Here is a 16,111-nt window from a genome sequence, read left to right as displayed (position 1 = left end):
GGGCCGGGGACCGGCGGTGGGGTCACCGCCGGCGCAGCCTGCTGGGTCATGCTCATCACCGGGTGCCCTTCGCGGCGAACGCGGCGACCGCGTCGACGTTGGACTTGTCGACGAAGGCCGGACCGGTGAGCACCGGCTGCTCCCCGCCGCCCAGGTAGTTGCCGTTGTTCTTGTAGAGCCACAGCGAGTCGATCGCCAGGTAGCCCTGGAGGTAGGGCTGCTGGTCGACGGCGAACTGGATGGTGCCCTGGTCGATGGCGCCCGTGAGGTTCTTGTTCAGGTCGAAGGTGGCGATCTTCGCCTTGCTGCCCGCCTCCGACACCGACTGGACGGCGGTCAGCGCGAACGGGGCGCCCAGGGTCACGACGTAGTCGACGGCACTGTCCTGCTTGAGCTTGGCGGTGATCGTCGACTTCACCGAGGGCATGTCGGTGCCGTTGACGTACACGGTCTCCGTGGTGCCGGAGAAGGTCTTCTTCACCCCGTCGCAGCGCTGGGTGAGGCCGATGTTGCCCTGTTCCTGGATGACGCAGGCGACCTTCTTGGCGCCCTCGGAGTTCAGCCGGTTGCCGAGCGCCTCGCCGGCCACGGTCTCGTCCTGGCCGAAGAACTCCAGCAGACCGAGGCTCTTCCACTCGCTGACACCGGAGTTGAGGCCGACGACGGGGATGTTCGCGGCCTTCGCCTTGGCGACGACGTCCTTGAGGGCGTCGGGTTTGGCGAGGGTGACGGCGATGCCGTCGACCTTCTGGTCGATCGCGTTCTGCACCAGGTTGGCCTGGTTCCCGGCGTTGGGGTCGGCGGAGTAGACCAGCTTGACGTTGTCCTTGGCGGCGGCGGCCTCGGCACCCTTGCGGACGATGTCCCAGAAGGTGTCCCCGGGAGACTGGTGGGTCACCAGCGCGACGGTCATCCGGGGCGTCGTGGCCTTGCCGGCGGCGGCCTCACCCCCTCCGTCCTCGGCCTTCTTGCCGCCGGAGCTGCTGGAGCAGCCCGCCAGGGTCAGGGCGGCCGCGGCGGCCAGGGCCACGACCGGGGCGATTCCGCGGGAACGGGAGGGACGGGAGGGGGAAGAGCTGTCCATCTTTCCTGCACCTCACTGTGCGACAGGGGAACGACGGGAAAAGGGGGAGGCGATCACGAGGATCCGGGCCCGGACCGGAGGGTCGGGAACTGCGCGCTGCTGGGACGGGATCCAATCCCCTGGGGCGCCCACTGTCAATACTTTGTTAAGACATCATTTCACAAGCAGGTCCGAATGTAAGGACAAAGTATGAACAGGGGGCGCGCGGGTCCTACACCCGCGGGAGCGATCTCTACCCCGAACGCAGGAGCGCCACCCACCCCCGCGGAGGTGTCCGATACCGAGGACCGGTGACCGTTCCCGCACCGTGTCGGGGCAGGGGTCGGGGTCGGCGCTGGACGCGCTGGACGCGCTGGACGCGCTGGATCTCATGCGGACCGCGGCAGCCCGGTGCCGCTACACCACCGGCTCGCCCAGCAGCTGGAGGCGGCCATCACGCACGGGGACTCGCCCCCGGCGACCTGCTCGGCAACGAGATCGCCCCGCCCATCCGGCTCGGCCCGTCCCGCCCGACGGTCCGCCGGGCCATCCGGTCGCTGATCGCTGGTCGCTGGTCGCTGGTCGCTGGTCGACAAGGGTCTGCTGGTGCGCCGCCGCGGAGTGGGCACGCAGGCGGTGCACAGCCGGGTGAGACGGCCGCTGGAACCGAGCAGCCTCCACGACGACCTGGAGGCGGCCGGGCGGGGACCGACCACGCGCGTCGTCCGCGACGAACGCGTCCCGGCCGCGGCCGATGCCGCCGCGCCGGGAATGCCGGAGGGCGCCGAGGTCACGCTCCTGGAGCGGCTGCGCTCGACGCACGGACAGCCGGTGGCCCGCCTGTGCGGCCACCTGCCCCCGGCCCTGCCGGGCCCCGCCACGGCACGGCACGGCACGGCTGGAGGCGACCGGGCCCGTACCGGCTGCCGCGCGCGGCGGGCGTCACGCCGCACAGCGCCCGGCAGACCGTCGGCGCCCGCTCCGCCACCGCCGGGGAGGCCGCCCCTCCTCGCGGAGCGGACGGGGCGGCCCCGCCGACCATCCGGCGCACGGCGTACGACGACACGGGACGCCCGGTCGAGTACGGGACGCACGTCTGCCGTGCGCCCCGGTACGCCTTCGACTTCCGACTGCCGGTCAGGCCCCGAGCGTCACCGCGGTGCCATCCGCAGCGCGCCGTCCATGCGGATGGTCTCGCCGTTGAGGTAGTCGTGGTCGACGATCGCCAGGGCGAGCCTGGCGTACTCCTCGGGCCGGGCGAGCCGGCGCGGGAAGGGCACGCCGGCGGCGAGCGAGGCGCGGAACTCCTCGGAGACGGTGGCCAGCATGGGGGTCTCGACGATGCCCGGGGCGATGGTGCACACCCGGATGCCGTACTGGGCGAGATCGCGGGCGGCGGGCAGGGTCAGTCCGACGACGCCGCCCTTGGAGGAGGAGTAGGCGGCCTGGCCGATCTGGCCGTCGTAGGCGGCGATGGAGGCGGTGTTGACGATCACGCCCCGCTGGCCGTTCCCGTCGGCCTCGGTGTCGGCGATGGCCTCCGAGGCGAGCGCGAGCACGTTGAAGGTGCCGACCAGGTTGATCTGGATCACCTTCGCGTACAGGGCGAGGTCGTGGACGCCCTTCTTGCCGAGGATCCGCATCGAGGGGCCGATGCCGGCGCAGTTGACGACGGTGCGCAGCGGCACGCCCGAGCCGGCCGCGGTGGCGACGGCGGCCCGCACCTGCTCGGGGTCGGTGACGTCGGCGGGCACGTAGCTCACGCCGGACACCTCGGGCGCCTGGTCGATGCCGTCCTTGAGGTCCAGGGCGAAGACCCGCGCGCCGGCCTCGGCGAGCGCCTTCGCGGTGGCCGCGCCGAGGCCGGACGCACCACCGGTGACAAGGGCGGCGGTGTTCTCGAGCTGCATCATCACTCCTTGCCGAAGACGGTGAGCGCACCGCCCTCGTTCCGGTCCAGCGCACGCGAGATGATCATGCGCTGGATCTGATTGGTTCCCTCGAAGATCTGCATGACCTTCGCCTCGCGCATGTAGCGCTCGACGGGGAAGTCGCGGGTGTATCCGTACCCGCCCAGGACCTGCACCGCGTCCGTGGTCACCTTCATGGCGTTGTCGGTGGCCACGAGCTTGGCGACGGACGCCTCCCGGGTGAAGGGCAGACGGGCGTCCTTGAGCCGGGCGGCGGTGAGCGCCGTGGCGCGCGCCGACTCGGTCGCCGCCCCCATGTCGGCGAGGACGAAGGCCAGACCCTGGTGCTCGATGATCGGCTTGCCGAAGGTCTCGCGCTCGCGGGCGTAGCGCACCGCGTGGTCCAGGGCGCCCTGGGCCAGGCCGGTGGCGACGGCGGCGATGCCGAGCCTGCCGCAGTCCAGGGAGGCGAGCGCGATCTTCAAGCCCTGCCCCTCCTCCCCGATCCGCCGTTCGACGGGCACCCGCACGTCGTCGAGGCGCATGGTGGCCGTCGCCGACCCCGTCAGGCCCATCTTCCGCTCCGGCGGGTCGGCGCTGAGCCCCGGGGTGTCGGCCGGGACGAGGAAGCAGGAGATGCCGCGGGCGCGGTCGTCGGAGGTGCGGGCCATGACCGTGTAGAAGTCGGCGTACCCGCCGTGCGTGGTCCACGCCTTGGCGCCGTTGAGGACGTACTCGTCGCCGTCGCGGACGGCGCGCGTGAGCATCGCCGCCGGGTCCGAGCCGGCGTGCGGCTCGGAGAGGCAGTACGCGCCGAGCAGTTCTCCGCCCAGCATCTCGGGCAGCCACTTGCGCCGCTGCGCGTCGGTGCCGAAGCGGGCCAGCGGGAAACAGGACAGCGCGTGCACCGAGATCCCCACGGCCACACTGGACCAGACCGCGGCGACCTCCTCCAGGACCTGGAGGTACACCTCGTACGGCTGTCCCGCCCCGCCGTCCTCCTCGGCGAAGGGCAGCCCGAGCAGGCCGCTGCGCCCGAGGGTGCGGAAGACGTCCCGCGGGAACGTCCCGTCCGCCTCCGCGTCGGCGACCCGGGGCGCGAGTTCCCTGGCGGCGAGGGTGCGCGTCAGCTCGACGAGGTCGACGGCCTCCTCGGTGGGCAGGGCGCGAGTGGCAGGCATGCCGACCTCCACGGAGTGATACTGGAAGGAGTACGAAAGTATCATTCACAGTACTGCACGTGGGCGCGCGAGGGCATCCGCGGACGGGGTCGAAGGTGCCGGAGCCGCCGGTCTCAGGAGGAGACGGCGTGCACGATGAGCGAGGCGAGCTGCTCGTAGGCCTCGGCGTCGGTCAGCCCGGTGCGCGCCTTCAGCTCGCCCTGCTGGATCTGGCGCATGGTGGCGGCGGCGACCTCGCCGACGAAGGCGGTGTGCACCTCGCGGAAGGCCCCGTCGGAGACGCCCTCCGCGATCAGCCGGCGCACCCGCTCCGCGGCCATGCGCGTGTTGGCCTCGTACACCTCGCGCGCGGGCGGGAACTCGGCCACGTCGTCGAGGAAGCGGCGGGACAGCGGGCGCAGTTGCTCGGCGACGGCCGTCAGGTAGACGCGGACGCGGTCGGAGGGGTCGTCGGTTTGCGCCACCCGCTTCTCCACGGCCTCGGTCGCGCCCCGGAAGTAGTGCTTGACCGCCTCCACGACCAGCCCCTGCTTGCTGCGGGCCAGCTGGTACAGGGTGGTCTTGGAGCAGCGCAGCCGCTCGGCGAGGTCGTCCAGGGTGAGGTCGGAGAACCCCTGTGCCGTCAGCAGCGCGACGAGTCGTTCCAGCAGGTCGGCCTGTCGGGCGGTGCGGCGGGGGGACGGCATGGTGCCAGAATATCCGCGCCTTCGCCGCGCCCGGCCGCCCGATCCGGAATCGGCTCGGTCGGGCCTCGGCACACGGGATCCAGCCGTCCCCTCATCGCGCCGGGACATCCCCCGAACGCACCGAAGCCGCCTTCTCACGGATGAGAAAGCGGCTTCCGACCGGCGATGAAGCTGGTCGGGACGACAGGATTTGAACCTGCGACCCCTTGACCCCCAGTCAAGTGCGCTACCAAGCTGCGCCACGTCCCGGTGCGCTTCCCGCGGATTCCCGCGTGATCGCGCGAACAGCACTTTACCCCACACCGGGCGCTGCACCGAAAGGGGCACCGGCGCGGGACAATCGCCCCATGGGCAGCATGAGGAACGGCGGGGACGCGCGGGACCGGGACGAGGAGGGGCGGGCGCGCAGCGCGCGGCCCCGGGACGGGCTGGGGCGGCCTCTGCCGTACGGGGCGGCCGGGGTGGAACGCCAGCCCGAGGGCGTCGTACGCCGTCCGCGGGAGAGTGTCGCCGAGGCTCAGGCGCTGCTGGACGCCGGGAAGCCGTTCCACGCCCACGAGGTGTTCGAGGACGCCTGGAAGTCGGGCCCGGAGGCGGAGCGCGCGCTGTGGCGGGGGCTGGCCCAGCTCGCGGTGGGTCTCACCCACGCCGCCCGCGGCAACCTCACGGGCGGGCCGCGTCTGTTGCGGCGCGGGGCGGCGTCCGTGGAGGAGTGGGCCGACGACTGCGGGCGGTGGGATCCGTACGGGATGGACCTCGCCGCACTGGCCGACTGGGCGCGGCGGCTGGCGGGGGAGGTGGAGGAGTCGGGGACGGCGGTGGACGCGCGGGCCTCGGCGCCGCGGCTGCGCTGACACCCGCCACCGTCACCGCCGGTGGCGTACGGCAGACTCGTGGCCGTGCGAAGGATTCATGTCATCGGTATCGGCGCGGGCGACCCCGACCAGCTGACCCTCCAGGCGGTCCGGGCGCTGCGGAACACGGACGTGTTCTTCGTCCTCGACAAGGGCGAGGTGAAGAGCGACCTCACGCGGCTGCGCCTGGACATGCTGGAGACGCATCTGCCGGAGGGCGGTTACCGGGTCGTGGAGGCCCGCGACCCGGAGCGGGACCGCCGCGCGGGCGGCGCCGCGTACTCCCCCGCCGTCGGCGACTGGCGCAGCGCCCGCGCCGGGATCTACGAACGGCTGATCGCCGGGGAACTCGGCGAGGACGAGAGCGGCGCGTTCCTGGTGTGGGGCGACCCCGCGCTGTACGACAGCACGCTCGGCATCCTGGAGGAGGTGCTGGCGCGGGGCACGGTGACCTTCGAGTACGACGTGGTGCCCGGCGTCAGCAGCGTCTCGGCGCTCGTCGCCCGCCACCGCACGGGCCTGAACCGGGTGGCCGGGCCGGTGCAGATCACCACCGGGCGGCGGCTCGCCGAGGGGTTCCCGGAGGGGGTGGACGACGTGGTGGTGATGCTCGACGCCCACCAGGCCTTCCGCCGGTACGCCGACCAGGACATCGACATCTACTGGGGTGCCTACATCGGCACCCCGGACGAGATCCTGGTCTCCGGCCCGCTCGCCGAGGCCGGTCCCCGCATCGAGCGTCTGCGCGCCGAGGCACGCGAACGCAAGGGCTGGATCATGGACACCTACCTCCTGCGCCGCAGTCCCCGGGACGACCGGGGCCTGTTGTGAAAGTGCCGGTCACAGCCGTTCGTTGACGGTTGCTCTCCCGTGTCCGCCGCGGGCTGCTCGTGCTGCCCGGGCCGAGCGTCCTGCTCAGCCTGACCACCGTCGAGAACCTCACCGAGGCATGCCTGCCGGCCGCCGACTGGCCGCCGGGCGCGTACGACATCGCCGGCCCGGTGCCGTACGACCGGGACGAAGCGGTCCGGACGGTCCCGCGCGCCCACGGCGTACGGGCGCGCGTCGGCCACACCCCGCTGCCGGTGGCCCAGGCCGCGGCGGGCGCGGCCCAGAGGCTGGCCCGGCTGCGCCCCGCACGCGGAGCCGCCGCTCACCCGCTACGCCGTCGACCAGCTGGCGCACTCCGTGGTCCTGGACGTGTCCAGGGCCGAGTCGCAGGGACGGGTGGCCGGCCGCACTCTCGAGGACTGCGGAACCGCCCTGGGGAACGGTCCGTGTGCGCCGTCGGTCACCCGGTGAGACGTACCGGCGGACCGCGGACCATCCTTCCCGGCCGCCGGACGGTCGCCGCCGGACGGATGTCCAGGGCCAGGTCGGGGTGGCGCCCGTCAAGCGCGTCCGGGAGCACCTGCCGGGGCCGTCGGCGGGAGGGGGTGATTGTCAGTGGCTCCTCCTACGGTGTGAGCAGTGGGACCCGTCGGAAAGGCCACGGGTCCGCTGTGGGGAGGGGTGTGCCATGTCTGCCGGGTCCGCGGGGTCGACGACGTATCTGGAGTTGTCACAGGAGGGTGACGGCGCGCACAAGTTCTACGAAGTGACCGTCGACGGACAGGTGGTGACGGTGCGCTACGGGCGGATCGGCGCCGGCGGGCAGACCCAGACGACGACGTTCCCCACGGCGGAGAAAGCACGCGCCGCGGCCGCGAAGAAGGTCGGCGAGAAGGTCCGCAGGGGATACGCCCCGGCCGTTCCGGGACAGCGTGCCCCGCGCGCGGTGACCCGGCGTCAGGTGGCCTCGGCCCCGTCCACCGCGCGCGCCGTCGCCCCCGTGGTGTGGCGGTTCGCCACCGGCTCCTCGGCGTTCGGCATCCACGTCGACGGCGACCGCTGCTGGGTCGGCAACCAGGCGGGCGACGTGTACACCCTGGACCACGACGGCAACACGCTGGCCCGTTTCAGCCTGCCGGACGGCGTGAAGTGCCTGGTGGCCGACGACTTCTGGATCTACGCCGGCTGTGACGACGGCAAGGTGTACGACCTGTCCTCCAAGCTGCCCTTCGCCGCCTACGACATCGCGGCGGACGTCGACATCTTCTGGCTCGACATCCACGAGGGCGTCCTGGACGTCTCCGACCGCGAGGGCCGGCTCACCGTCATCGACCACGAGGACGAGCACCAGTGGTCCCGACGCAGCCAGGGTGAGCACGCCTGGATGGTCCGCGCCGACGACCGGGCCGTCTACCACGGACACCACCGGGGCGTCACGGCCTACGCGCCGGACGGCGGCAGGGAACTGTGGCACACGTCCACCCGGGGCGGTGTCCTGTTCGGCTGGCAGGAGGACGACGTCGTGTACGCGGGCACCGCCCACAAGGTGGTCCAGCGGCTGTCGAAGCGGACCGGCGCGATCGAGGCCACGTACGCGTGCGACAGCGCGGTGTACTCGTGCGCCACCTCACCCGGCGGGCAGTTCGTCTTCGCGGGCGACGCGGCCTCGTCCGTCTACTGCTTCGACCAGGACGGCACACGCCTGTGGAAGCTCGGCACCGGCGGCGGTTCCGCGCTGTCGATGCAGTACCACGAGGAGCGGCTGTACCTGGTGACCACGGACGGTTCGCTGGTGTGCGTCGACGCGAGCGAGGCGGCCGTCTCCGCGGCGCAGCAGGGTACGGTCCCCGTGGCGCGGGACGTCAAGCTCGCCGCGGCCCTGCCGACCTACGAGCCGGCCACGGCCGCGGCCGCGGTGGCCACCGTCACCCGGGCCCCGGCGGGGGCGGTCGTCGTGGAGTGCGTCAGCGAGGCGGGACGCATCCGGGTGCACGTGGTGTCCGAGGGCTACGATCCAGCGCTGAACGTCCAGTTCCCGCGCGCGATACGCGAGCCCGGAGCACGCTACGTGGTGGACGCCCTGCACACGGCGGCAGGCGGCTTCTACCGGGTCCGCGGCGACATCCGGCGGCTGCTGTGACGCACCCTGCACCGGGGACGCCCGGCGTCACCCCCTTTACGGCCTCGGAATCCCCCTCGGACACCAGGGCCAGGTGACTGGCGCGTCCCGCCCGGCCGCCGTACCAGCCGCCGGTGGCAACGGGCGTCGGCGACGGCCCTGCGGCTGCCGTCGGCGGCCACCGCATCGTTGTCGTACGCCTCTGTGACGATCGACGACTGCCTGTCAGCCGGCCTCGTCCAGGGGGCGGCGGCGGTGTGGCCGACCTGGAGGCGTTCCTCGGCCCGGCGCGACGGCCGGCCGTCGTCCACGACGCACCGGGCCGGACGCAGTCTGCCGGTCGGGGTCAGCGGGGCATTGCGGTGGGCCACGAGGGCCTCCTGCGGCCGGGCGTAGAGGTCGCGATCCACACCGGACCCGGAAGGCCCTCACTCGTTCAAGATCACCCTTCAGTGATCGCTGTCACCAACCTCCGCGGGCAGGACACCTAGGGCCAATGCCAGTGACTCAACGGCTGCCGGAAGCCCTGACTGGCGACGTTTTCGCACGTCAGAGCCTCGAATCGATCGCTAAGTCACCGGCATTGCACCTAGGGCCCGTCCGGCGGGTCCGGCCGGCGGAAACCGGCGGCGCCCCGCAGCCCCAGCCGCTCCAGTGCTCCGGCCACGTCCGGGACCGCCGTCACGCCGTCCGGCAGCGGCGGCCGCCGTACGACCACGACGGGCAGGTCCAGCCGGCGTGCGGCCGTCAGCTTCGCGGCCGTCGCCGCTCCCCCGCTGTCCTTGGTGACCAGCACGTCGATGCGGTGCTCCCGCAGCAGCGCCAGTTCGTCGGTGACGGTGAACGGGCCGCGGGCCAGGACGACTTCGGTGTCCGGCGGCATCGGCGGCGCGGGCGGCTCCACGGACCGGACGACGAAGTGCGGCCCGGTGAGGTGCGCGAAGGCGGCGAGGCCCAGGCGTCCCGTCGTCAGCAGGACGCGTCCGCCCAGCCGGGGCAGCAGTTCCGCCGCCTGCGCCAGGGAGCCCACGGGGTGCCAGCGGTCGCCGGGGCCGGGCCGCCAGCCCGGCCGGCGCAGCACGATCAGGGTCCGTCCGGCGGCGGTCGCGGCGTGCGCCGCGTTCGCGGTGATGCCGGCGGCGAAGGGGTGGGTGGCGTCGACCACGGCGTCCACGGCGTGCTCGGCCAGCCAGGCCGCGAGCCCGTCGGCCCCGCCGAACCCGCCGCTGCGGACGTCCCCCGCGAGGGCCCCCGGCCGGGACACCCGCCCCGCCAGTGACGAGGTCACCCGGACACCGGGGCGGGCCGCGAGGGCGGCGGCCAGTTCGCGGGCCTCGGTGGTGCCGCCGAGGACCAGGACGTGGGCGGACATGGCGTCGAGAGTACGAGGCCGGGGCGGCGGCGGACGCGGAGGGGGCGGCGGACGCGCGGGGCCGGACCCGGGCAGCACCCGGGTGATCCTTTCCGGCGGACCGCCGATCCCGGCGTTATCGTCCCCGTATGGGTGCTGTGCGTGCCGTCCTGATCGACGTCGACGGGGTCCTCACCGTCTCCTGGAGGCCGCTGCCGGGGGCGGTGGAGGCGCTGCGGGCGGTGCGGGGGGCCGGGTTCGGCGTCGTCCTCGTCACCAACACGACCTCGCGGACCCGGGCCTCGATCGCGGCGACGCTGGCGGACGCCGGGTTCCCGGTGGGCGCCGAGGACGTCCTCACCGCGCCGGCCGCGACCGCCGCCCACCTGGCCGAGCGGTTTCCGGGCGCCCGGTGCGCTCTGCTGAACAGCGGTGACGTCGAGGAGGACCTCGCGGGCGTGAACCTGGTCGGCCTCGACGCGGACGGCGTGGACGTGGTGGTCCTAGGCGGGGCGGGCCCCGAGTTCGGTTACGAGGCGCTGGACCGGGTCTTCGGGCACCTCCAGCGGGGCGCGCGGCTGGTGGCGATGCACCGCAACCTGTACTGGCGCACCGACGCGGGACTGCGGCTGGACGCCGGGGCGTTCCTGGCGGGGCTGGAGGCGGCCGCACGGGTGGCGGCCGAGGTGACGGGGAAGCCGTCGCCGGCGTTCTTCGCGGCCGCGCTGGGGCGCCTCGGGGTGGGCGCCGGGGAGGCGCTGATGGTGGGCGACGACGTCGAGTCGGACGTCCTCGCGGCGCAACGGACGGGGATCGGCGGGGTGCTGGTCAGGACCGGCAAGTTCCTGCCGGAGGCGCTGGAGGCGGCCGACGGCACCCCGGACCACGTGGTCGACTCGTTCGCGGACCTGCCCGCCCTGCTGGCGGGGCCGCGGTCAGCGCAGTAGCAGCTGGAGGCCGCCCACCACCGTCGCCGCGATGACGAGCCGCTCGAACAGCAGCTGGTCGATGCGGTGCACCGCCCACCTGCCGAGCAGCGCCCCGGGGACGACGAACGCGGCGAGCGCCGCGTCCAGGAGCAGCGAGCGGCCGTCGATCAGGCCGAGGCCCACGCTGAACGGCACCTTGGAGATGTTGACGATGAGGAAGAAGAAGGCGGAGGTGCCCAGGAAGCCGAGTTTGCGGAATCCCGCCGACAGCAGGTACATCGACATCACCGGGCCGCCGGCGTTGGCGACCATCGTGGTGAAGCCACCGAGGACGCCGTAGGAGCGGGCCTTCAGACGGCCGGCGCGGGTCACCACGGCGTCGGGGTCGTCGGCCGCCTCGGCGGTGCGCCGCCGCCACACCGTGACTCCGGCCATGAACAGCAGGATCGCGCCGATGGAGGTGCGCACGGCCGCGTCGTCGGCCCACATCAGGAACAGCGTGCCGGCGACGACACCGGCGGCCACCGCCGGGAACAGCCGCCACAGCGTGGGCCAGTGGGCGTGCCGCCGGTAGGTGAGGACGGCCAGTACGTCCCCGGCGATCAGGATCGGCAGGAGGACGCCGGTGGATGCGCGGGCGGGCAGGACCGCGGCGAAGATCGCCAGGCTGACCGTGTTGGCCCCGCTGACGGCCGTCTTGGAGAAGCCCACCAGGAGGGCCGCGAGGGCGAGGGCGGCGAGCTCCCAGCCGGTGATGTGCCACAACGTCATCGTGTTCATGCGGAGACCGATGCTACGCACACGTGATCGGCCCCGGTGAGGAGCCTCCCGTCCGGCGGCCGCCGGGCCGCCGGGCCGCCCCGTCGTGGCGCGTCAGTGCCGCTCGACCAGCACCGCGCTGCCCTGCCCCACCCCGACGCACATGGTCGCCAGGCCCCGCTCCGCGCCCGTGCGCCGCATCCGGTGCAGCAGCGTGGTGAGGATGCGGGCCCCGGAGCAGCCGAGCGGGTGGCCGAGGGCGATCGCGCCGCCGCTGGGATTGACCAGTTCGGGGTCGATGCCCAACTGGTCCACACAGGCCAGCGCCTGTGCGGCGAACGCCTCGTTGAACTCGGCCTCCTGGAGATCGTCGACGCTCCACCCGACGCGGTCCAGCGCCTTGCGGGTCGCGGGGACCGGGCCGATGCCCATCACGTCGGGGTGGACACCGGCGGAGGCGCCCGCGACGTAGCGGCCGAGGGATTCCAGGCCCAGCGCGTTCAGGGCCTCCTCGCTGGCGAGGAGGAGACAGGCGGCACCGTCGTTCATCGGGGAGGCGTTGCCCGCGGTGACCGTGCCGTCCTGCCGGAAGACGGGCCGGAGCCGGGCGAGCTTGTCGTAGGAGGTGTCCTCCCGGACGCACTCGTCGGCGTCGACGACCGCGCCGTCCGGGAGCCTCACCGGCAGGATCTCGTCATCGAAGTGGCCCTTGTCGCGGGCGAGGGCGGCACGGCGGTGGCTGCGGAGCGCGAAGTCGTCCTGGCGCTCGCGGGGGATGCCGTACCGTTCGGCGACCTCCTCGGCGGTCTCGCCCATCGCCAGCAGGCCGTGCAGGTCCTTCATGGCGGGGTTGACCAGGCGCCAGCCGAGCCGGGTGTCGACGGTCTCCATCCGGTGCGGGAGGGCCTCGTCGGGGCGGGCGAGCACGAAGGGGGCGCGGCTCATCGACTCGGAGCCGCCCGCGAGCACGATCTCGGCCTCGCCGGCGGCGATCGTGCGGGCGGCGGCGGTGACCGCCTCCATGCCCGAGGCGCACAGCCGGTTCACCGTGGCGCCGGGCACGGTCTCGGGGAGTCCGGCGAGCAGGGCGGCCATGCGGGCGACGTTGCGGTTGTCCTCGCCGGCCTGGTTGGCGGCGCCCCAGTACACGTCGTCGATCCGCGCCGGATCGAGCGCGGGCAGGTCGGCGACCAGGCCGCGGATGACACCCGCGGCGAGGTCGTCGGGCCGTACGGCGGACAGGGCGCCGCGCAGCTTGCCGATGGGGGTGCGGCGGGCGGCCGCGAAGTGGACGGGACGCACGACTGGGGACTCCTGACCGACGACGACGCTGTGGTCCGACAGATTGACCACCACTACTTAATTAGCACTGCTAGTTTCGGACTATAGACCGCCGTCACGTCCTGTGGGAAGGCCACCGGAAGGTCACCGGGCGGCGGCGCCGACCGCCCCGGAGCCCCGCGCGCACCCGCCCCGAGACCGCGGCCGCTCCCACCGGGGCCGCTCCCGCCGGGGCCGCGTTTGCGCAGAATCGCCCTGGGCACCCGCGCCCCCATGGAGTGGTTGCGCAGTGCCGCCTGCATCGGCGAGGACCCCGAGCTGTTCTTCCCCGTGGGCACGTCCGGACCGGCGTTGCGGGAGACCGCGGACGCCAAACGGGTCTGCGGGCGGTGCCCGGTGACCGCCGACTGCCTGGAGTACGCCCTCGTCGGCGGGCAGACGTCCGGCGTGTGGGGCGGTACCGACGAGGCGGAGCGCGCCGACCTGCTCCGTACCGCACGAGACGACGTGAGAAGGAGGACCGCCGTATGACTGTCGTCAAGAGCCCTCTGCCCGAACCGGCCCGCCAGGTCACCTTCGACGCGCTGCAGGCCACGCTCGTCGATCTGCTGGGGATCTCCCTGATCGGCAAGCAGGCGCACTGGAACATCGTCGGCCCGCGGTTCCGTTCGATCCACCTCCAGCTCGACGAGGTGGTCACGACCGCCCGCGGCTTCGCCGACACGGTCGCCGAGCGGACCGCCGCGCTCGGCCTGCCGCCGGACGGCCGCCCGGAGACGATCGCGTCGGCGTTCACGCTGCCGTCCCCGAAGGACGGCTGGCTGCGCGACGAGGACGTGGTGCGGGTGATCGCGGAGACCCTGGGCGCGGCCATCGACCGGCTGCGGGAGCGGATCGGGACCACCGAGAAGGCCGACCCGGTCACCCAGGACCTGCTCATCGGCATCACCGCCGAGCTGGAGAAGCAGCGGTGGATGTTCGAGGCGGAGAACTGGCCGCGCGAGGACTGACCGCCGACCGCGAGGACCGACCACCGGCACGGCCCCCGCGGCAGGGACACGACGCGGGCGCCCGACTCACGCACACGACTCGGGCGCACGGCGCAGTGGCACGACGGAAGGGGATGCCATGACCGACGTTCTCGAACTCGACGCGCTGTGGGAGGACTTCCACCGCGTGGTGAACATGACCTCGCAGGAGCTGGCCGCCTGGCTCCGAGTGCGGGACGCCGGCGAGACCACGGAGGCGCTGCCCCGGGAGGCGGGTTCCCCGACCGGCCGCCATGTGCTGGCGATCCTCCAGAAGCGGCGCACCGACCTCACCGAGGACGACCTCCGCGTGATGCGGGAGGTGGTGGAGACGGTCGACGACGAGACGGACATGGCGGACGAGCCCGCGGCCGAGGACACCGCCTTGCGCCACCGGCTCATGACGATCGGCCACGATCCGCTGAAGCCCTGAAGCCCTGAACCGCTGAAGCCGGGAGCCGCCGGAGCCCTGAGCCGGACGGAGCCGGGCCCCGGGTCAGATACCCGTCACCGGCAGGTCGAGAAGGCGGACCAGGGTGCGCAGCACCCCGTTGTCGTTGTTGGAGGGGGCCAGGTGGCGGGCCCGCCGGACGACCTCCGGGTGGGCGTTGGCCATGGCGAAGGACCAGTCGGCGGCGTCCAGCATCTCCAGGTCGTTGAGGTAGTCGCCGAACACCACGGTCTGCGCGGGCGTGACGCCCAGCTCGCGCTGGAGCCGGCGCAGGGCGGCGCCCTTGTTGGCGGTGCGGTTCATGACGTCGACCCAGTGCTCGCCGGAGACGACGACCTGGTGCGTCTCCGCGAACGGGGCCAGGGCGGGCGCGGTGGTCTCCGCCACCGACCCGAAGTCGAACAGGGCGACCTTGATGACGTCGTCCTCGACGGCGGCGACGTCCTCGACGACCCGGTGGCGCAGGTAGTAGCGGCCGACCTCCGCGAGGAAGGCCTCGTCGGCACGCTCGACGTACGCGGACCGCTTCCCGCAGACCACGGCCCCGACGTCCGCGCCGCCCGCCACGAGCCGCCGTACGGCGTCGACGACGCGGGCGACCGCTGCGGGGTCCAGGGGGTCGGAGCTGAGTTCCTCGCCGTCGCGGACGACGTAGCCGCCGTTCTCCGCTATGAAGACCATCCCGTCGGCGACCTCGGCGAACTCCCGCGCCAGCGTCGCGTACTGCCGGCCGCTGGCGGGGCTGAACAGCACGCCCCGCTCCCGCAGCAGCGCGAGGACCTCCCAGAGCCCGTCGGGCGTCCGCTTGTCGTCGTCGAGCAGTGTGCCGTCCATGTCGGTGACGACGAGACGGATGTCGGCGCCGTCGGCCGCCGGCTCGGGCGCGGTCAGCTGGGGGGCGTGCGAGTAGGGCATGTCCTGCTTCCTGTACGGGGGTGACCGGATTGTCACCCTACCGGGGGACCCCGGACGTACCCGCGACCGCGATCCCAGGCCCGGGCCTGGGTCTGGGCTTGGGCCTGGGCTTGGGCTTGGGCTTGGGGTCGCGGTCGCGTCCGGTCCCGGGACACCGGTGATCGCCCGGCGGCACAATGGCGGAGGACGGGCAGGGCGCGCGAAGGAGGGGGGACGCGGGTGCGGAGCCCGTGCTCGTGCGGCACCTGCTGTGGACGGCCGTCGACCTGGGGCTGCCGCTCCAGCCGCACACCTGCTTCGGCGACGACGACGTCCGCCCGCACCGGGCGGATCCGGCCCGGCTGACGGACTGGCCGCACCTCGTCGCGGGCACGGTCCCGGTACTGCTCCCGCACCGCCGGCCCTACCAGCGGCAGGCCGCCCGTCTGGCCGCGGTGTTCGAGCAGGTGTACCTGGACGTGGGGCTCACCCCGCACCACGTCGGCCCGTTGCGGGCGCGGACGGTCCTGGAGGAGGCGCTGGAGATCACACCGTTCCGCAAGCTGCTGTACGGCTCGGACGCCTACGGCGTGGCCGAGTTCTACGGGCTCGGCGCGTCGGCGTTCCGCCGGGGACTGGGGGATCTGCTCCAGGACCGGGTGGACGCCGACGAACTGGGCCTGCCCGACGCGCCGCGCCTGGCCCGGTGGGCCGGGACGGAGACCGCCCGCCGGGTCTACCGGCTTCCCGACGGACTGAAAGTATGATCAAGCA

15 protein-coding genes, 1 tRNA gene and 3 pseudogenes are annotated in these 16,111 nt (G+C 73.3%); 9 read left to right on the top strand and 10 right to left on the bottom strand.

Annotation, left to right across the window (positions count from 1 at the left end; genetic code table 11):
- Positions 1-55 precede the first annotated feature (55 nt).
- Positions 56-1,084 carry a sugar ABC transporter substrate-binding protein gene (locus ACGFQC_RS29735; protein ID WP_363090633.1) on the bottom strand — a complete coding sequence of 343 codons (1,029 nt, stop codon included), beginning with the start codon at positions 1,082-1,084 and terminating at the stop codon, positions 56-58.
- A 277-nt stretch (positions 1,085-1,361) separates the two neighbouring features.
- Here ACGFQC_RS29735 and ACGFQC_RS29730 point away from each other — a divergent pair.
- A pseudogene (locus ACGFQC_RS29730) lies at positions 1,362-2,208 on the top strand (GntR family transcriptional regulator); the annotation flags it as partial.
- A gap of 6 nt (positions 2,209-2,214) precedes the next feature.
- Here ACGFQC_RS29730 and ACGFQC_RS29725 read toward each other — a convergent pair.
- From ACGFQC_RS29725 to ACGFQC_RS29710, 4 genes are all read right to left on the bottom strand, one after another.
- Entirely contained in the window at positions 2,215-2,973 is a 759-nt protein-coding gene (locus ACGFQC_RS29725) for an SDR family NAD(P)-dependent oxidoreductase (protein WP_363090634.1), read from the bottom strand.
- Between the two features lie 2 nt (positions 2,974-2,975).
- Entirely contained in the window at positions 2,976-4,154 is a 1,179-nt protein-coding gene (locus ACGFQC_RS29720) for an acyl-CoA dehydrogenase family protein (protein ID WP_363090635.1), read from the bottom strand.
- Between the two features lie 113 nt (positions 4,155-4,267).
- A complete protein-coding gene (locus ACGFQC_RS29715) occupies positions 4,268-4,840 on the bottom strand; it encodes a TetR/AcrR family transcriptional regulator (RefSeq protein ID WP_363090636.1) in 573 nt (190 codons plus the stop codon).
- Positions 4,841-5,012: 172 nt separating this feature from the next.
- A tRNA-Pro gene (locus ACGFQC_RS29710) sits at positions 5,013-5,089 on the bottom strand.
- Between the two features lie 98 nt (positions 5,090-5,187).
- Between ACGFQC_RS29710 and ACGFQC_RS29705 the strand changes: the two genes are divergently transcribed.
- The 3 genes from ACGFQC_RS29705 to ACGFQC_RS29695 all read left to right on the top strand — a co-directional run bounded on the left by ACGFQC_RS29705 (position 5,188) and on the right by ACGFQC_RS29695 (position 8,665).
- Positions 5,188-5,694 carry a DUF309 domain-containing protein gene (locus ACGFQC_RS29705; protein ID WP_363090637.1) on the top strand — a complete coding sequence of 169 codons (507 nt, stop codon included), beginning with the start codon at positions 5,188-5,190 and terminating at the stop codon, positions 5,692-5,694.
- A 45-nt stretch (positions 5,695-5,739) separates the two neighbouring features.
- Positions 5,740-6,525 (top strand): precorrin-6A synthase (deacetylating), encoded by a 786-nt coding sequence (cobF, locus tag ACGFQC_RS29700; RefSeq protein WP_363090638.1) that lies wholly within the window; start codon positions 5,740-5,742, stop codon positions 6,523-6,525.
- A gap of 688 nt (positions 6,526-7,213) precedes the next feature.
- Positions 7,214-8,665, top strand: a complete 1,452-nt coding sequence (locus ACGFQC_RS29695) for a WGR domain-containing protein (protein ID WP_363090639.1) — start codon at positions 7,214-7,216, stop codon at positions 8,663-8,665.
- Positions 8,666-8,883: 218 nt separating this feature from the next.
- Here the strand turns inward: ACGFQC_RS29695 and ACGFQC_RS29690 are convergent.
- Together ACGFQC_RS29690 and ACGFQC_RS29685 are read right to left on the bottom strand one after the other, a co-directional pair.
- Positions 8,884-9,015: pseudogene (locus tag ACGFQC_RS29690) on the bottom strand (IS481 family transposase); the annotation flags it as partial.
- A 218-nt stretch (positions 9,016-9,233) separates the two neighbouring features.
- Positions 9,234-10,016: a cobalt-precorrin-6A reductase gene (locus ACGFQC_RS29685; protein ID WP_363090640.1), complete on the bottom strand. Its 783-nt coding sequence runs from the start codon at positions 10,014-10,016 to the stop codon at positions 9,234-9,236.
- A 128-nt stretch (positions 10,017-10,144) separates the two neighbouring features.
- Here ACGFQC_RS29685 and ACGFQC_RS29680 point away from each other — a divergent pair, with 128 nt between their 5' ends.
- Positions 10,145-10,942: an HAD-IIA family hydrolase gene (locus ACGFQC_RS29680; protein ID WP_363090641.1), complete on the top strand. Its 798-nt coding sequence runs from the start codon at positions 10,145-10,147 to the stop codon at positions 10,940-10,942.
- On the opposite strand, the gene ACGFQC_RS29675 is transcribed toward ACGFQC_RS29680, so the two are convergent.
- Both ACGFQC_RS29675 and ACGFQC_RS29670 read right to left on the bottom strand, forming a co-directional pair.
- Complete coding sequence (locus ACGFQC_RS29675; RefSeq protein WP_363090642.1) at positions 10,931-11,704, bottom strand: sulfite exporter TauE/SafE family protein; 774 nt, start codon at positions 11,702-11,704, stop codon at positions 10,931-10,933. The two genes, ACGFQC_RS29680 and ACGFQC_RS29675, sit on opposite strands and share 12 nt — an antisense overlap.
- Positions 11,705-11,797: 93 nt before the next feature.
- On the bottom strand, positions 11,798-12,985 hold the full coding sequence (locus ACGFQC_RS29670) for a thiolase family protein (protein ID WP_363090643.1): 1,188 nt from the start codon (positions 12,983-12,985) through the stop codon (positions 11,798-11,800).
- A gap of 219 nt (positions 12,986-13,204) precedes the next feature.
- Between ACGFQC_RS29670 and ACGFQC_RS29665 the strand changes: the two genes are divergently transcribed.
- The 3 genes from ACGFQC_RS29665 (at position 13,205) to ACGFQC_RS29655 (ending at position 14,425) form a co-directional block, all read left to right on the top strand.
- Complete coding sequence (locus ACGFQC_RS29665; RefSeq protein ID WP_393288915.1) at positions 13,205-13,495, top strand: WhiB family transcriptional regulator; 291 nt, start codon at positions 13,205-13,207, stop codon at positions 13,493-13,495.
- The gene (locus tag ACGFQC_RS29660; RefSeq protein WP_363090644.1) at positions 13,492-13,974 is read left to right on the top strand and encodes a DNA starvation/stationary phase protection protein; all 483 of its coding nucleotides are present in this window, start codon (positions 13,492-13,494) and stop codon (positions 13,972-13,974) included. The genes ACGFQC_RS29665 and ACGFQC_RS29660 overlap by 4 nt, the downstream gene beginning before the upstream one ends.
- Before the next feature lie 118 nt (positions 13,975-14,092).
- Positions 14,093-14,425 carry a DUF3140 domain-containing protein gene (locus ACGFQC_RS29655; protein ID WP_363090645.1) on the top strand — a complete coding sequence of 111 codons (333 nt, stop codon included), beginning with the start codon at positions 14,093-14,095 and terminating at the stop codon, positions 14,423-14,425.
- 63 nt (positions 14,426-14,488) lie between these two features.
- Here ACGFQC_RS29655 and ACGFQC_RS29650 read toward each other — a convergent pair whose 3' ends face one another.
- The gene (locus ACGFQC_RS29650; RefSeq protein WP_363090646.1) at positions 14,489-15,358 is read right to left on the bottom strand and encodes a Cof-type HAD-IIB family hydrolase; all 870 of its coding nucleotides are present in this window, start codon (positions 15,356-15,358) and stop codon (positions 14,489-14,491) included.
- Between the two features lie 224 nt (positions 15,359-15,582).
- Here ACGFQC_RS29650 and ACGFQC_RS29645 point away from each other — a divergent pair.
- A pseudogene (locus tag ACGFQC_RS29645) lies at positions 15,583-16,104 on the top strand (amidohydrolase family protein); the annotation flags it as partial.
- Positions 16,105-16,111: the final 7 nt, after the last annotated feature.

This window comes from Streptomyces sp. NPDC048734 (assembly GCF_043198675.1).
GTDB lineage: Bacteria > Actinomycetota > Actinomycetes > Streptomycetales > Streptomycetaceae > Streptomyces.
This window is presented reverse-complemented; position numbering and strand designations above follow the sequence as displayed.

Excerpts from the sequence above, each read along its gene's own strand:
- ACGFQC_RS29735 (WP_363090633.1), bottom strand. The coding sequence starts at position 1,084 with ATGGACAGCTCTTCCCCCTCCCGTCCCTCCCGTTCCCGCGGAATCGCC.
- ACGFQC_RS29725 (WP_363090634.1), bottom strand. The coding sequence starts at position 2,973 with ATGCAGCTCGAGAACACCGCCGCCCTTGTCACCGGTGGTGCGTCCGGC.
- ACGFQC_RS29720 (WP_363090635.1), bottom strand. The coding sequence starts at position 4,154 with ATGCCTGCCACTCGCGCCCTGCCCACCGAGGAGGCCGTCGACCTCGTC.
- ACGFQC_RS29715 (WP_363090636.1), bottom strand. The coding sequence starts at position 4,840 with ATGCCGTCCCCCCGCCGCACCGCCCGACAGGCCGACCTGCTGGAACGA.
- ACGFQC_RS29705 (WP_363090637.1), top strand. The coding sequence starts at position 5,188 with ATGGGCAGCATGAGGAACGGCGGGGACGCGCGGGACCGGGACGAGGAG.
- ACGFQC_RS29695 (WP_363090639.1), top strand. The coding sequence starts at position 7,214 with ATGTCTGCCGGGTCCGCGGGGTCGACGACGTATCTGGAGTTGTCACAG.
- ACGFQC_RS29685 (WP_363090640.1), bottom strand. The coding sequence starts at position 10,016 with ATGTCCGCCCACGTCCTGGTCCTCGGCGGCACCACCGAGGCCCGCGAA.
- ACGFQC_RS29680 (WP_363090641.1), top strand. The coding sequence starts at position 10,145 with ATGGGTGCTGTGCGTGCCGTCCTGATCGACGTCGACGGGGTCCTCACC.
- ACGFQC_RS29675 (WP_363090642.1), bottom strand. The coding sequence starts at position 11,704 with ATGAACACGATGACGTTGTGGCACATCACCGGCTGGGAGCTCGCCGCC.
- ACGFQC_RS29660 (WP_363090644.1), top strand. The coding sequence starts at position 13,492 with ATGACTGTCGTCAAGAGCCCTCTGCCCGAACCGGCCCGCCAGGTCACC.
- ACGFQC_RS29655 (WP_363090645.1), top strand. The coding sequence starts at position 14,093 with ATGACCGACGTTCTCGAACTCGACGCGCTGTGGGAGGACTTCCACCGC.
- ACGFQC_RS29650 (WP_363090646.1), bottom strand. The coding sequence starts at position 15,358 with ATGCCCTACTCGCACGCCCCCCAGCTGACCGCGCCCGAGCCGGCGGCC.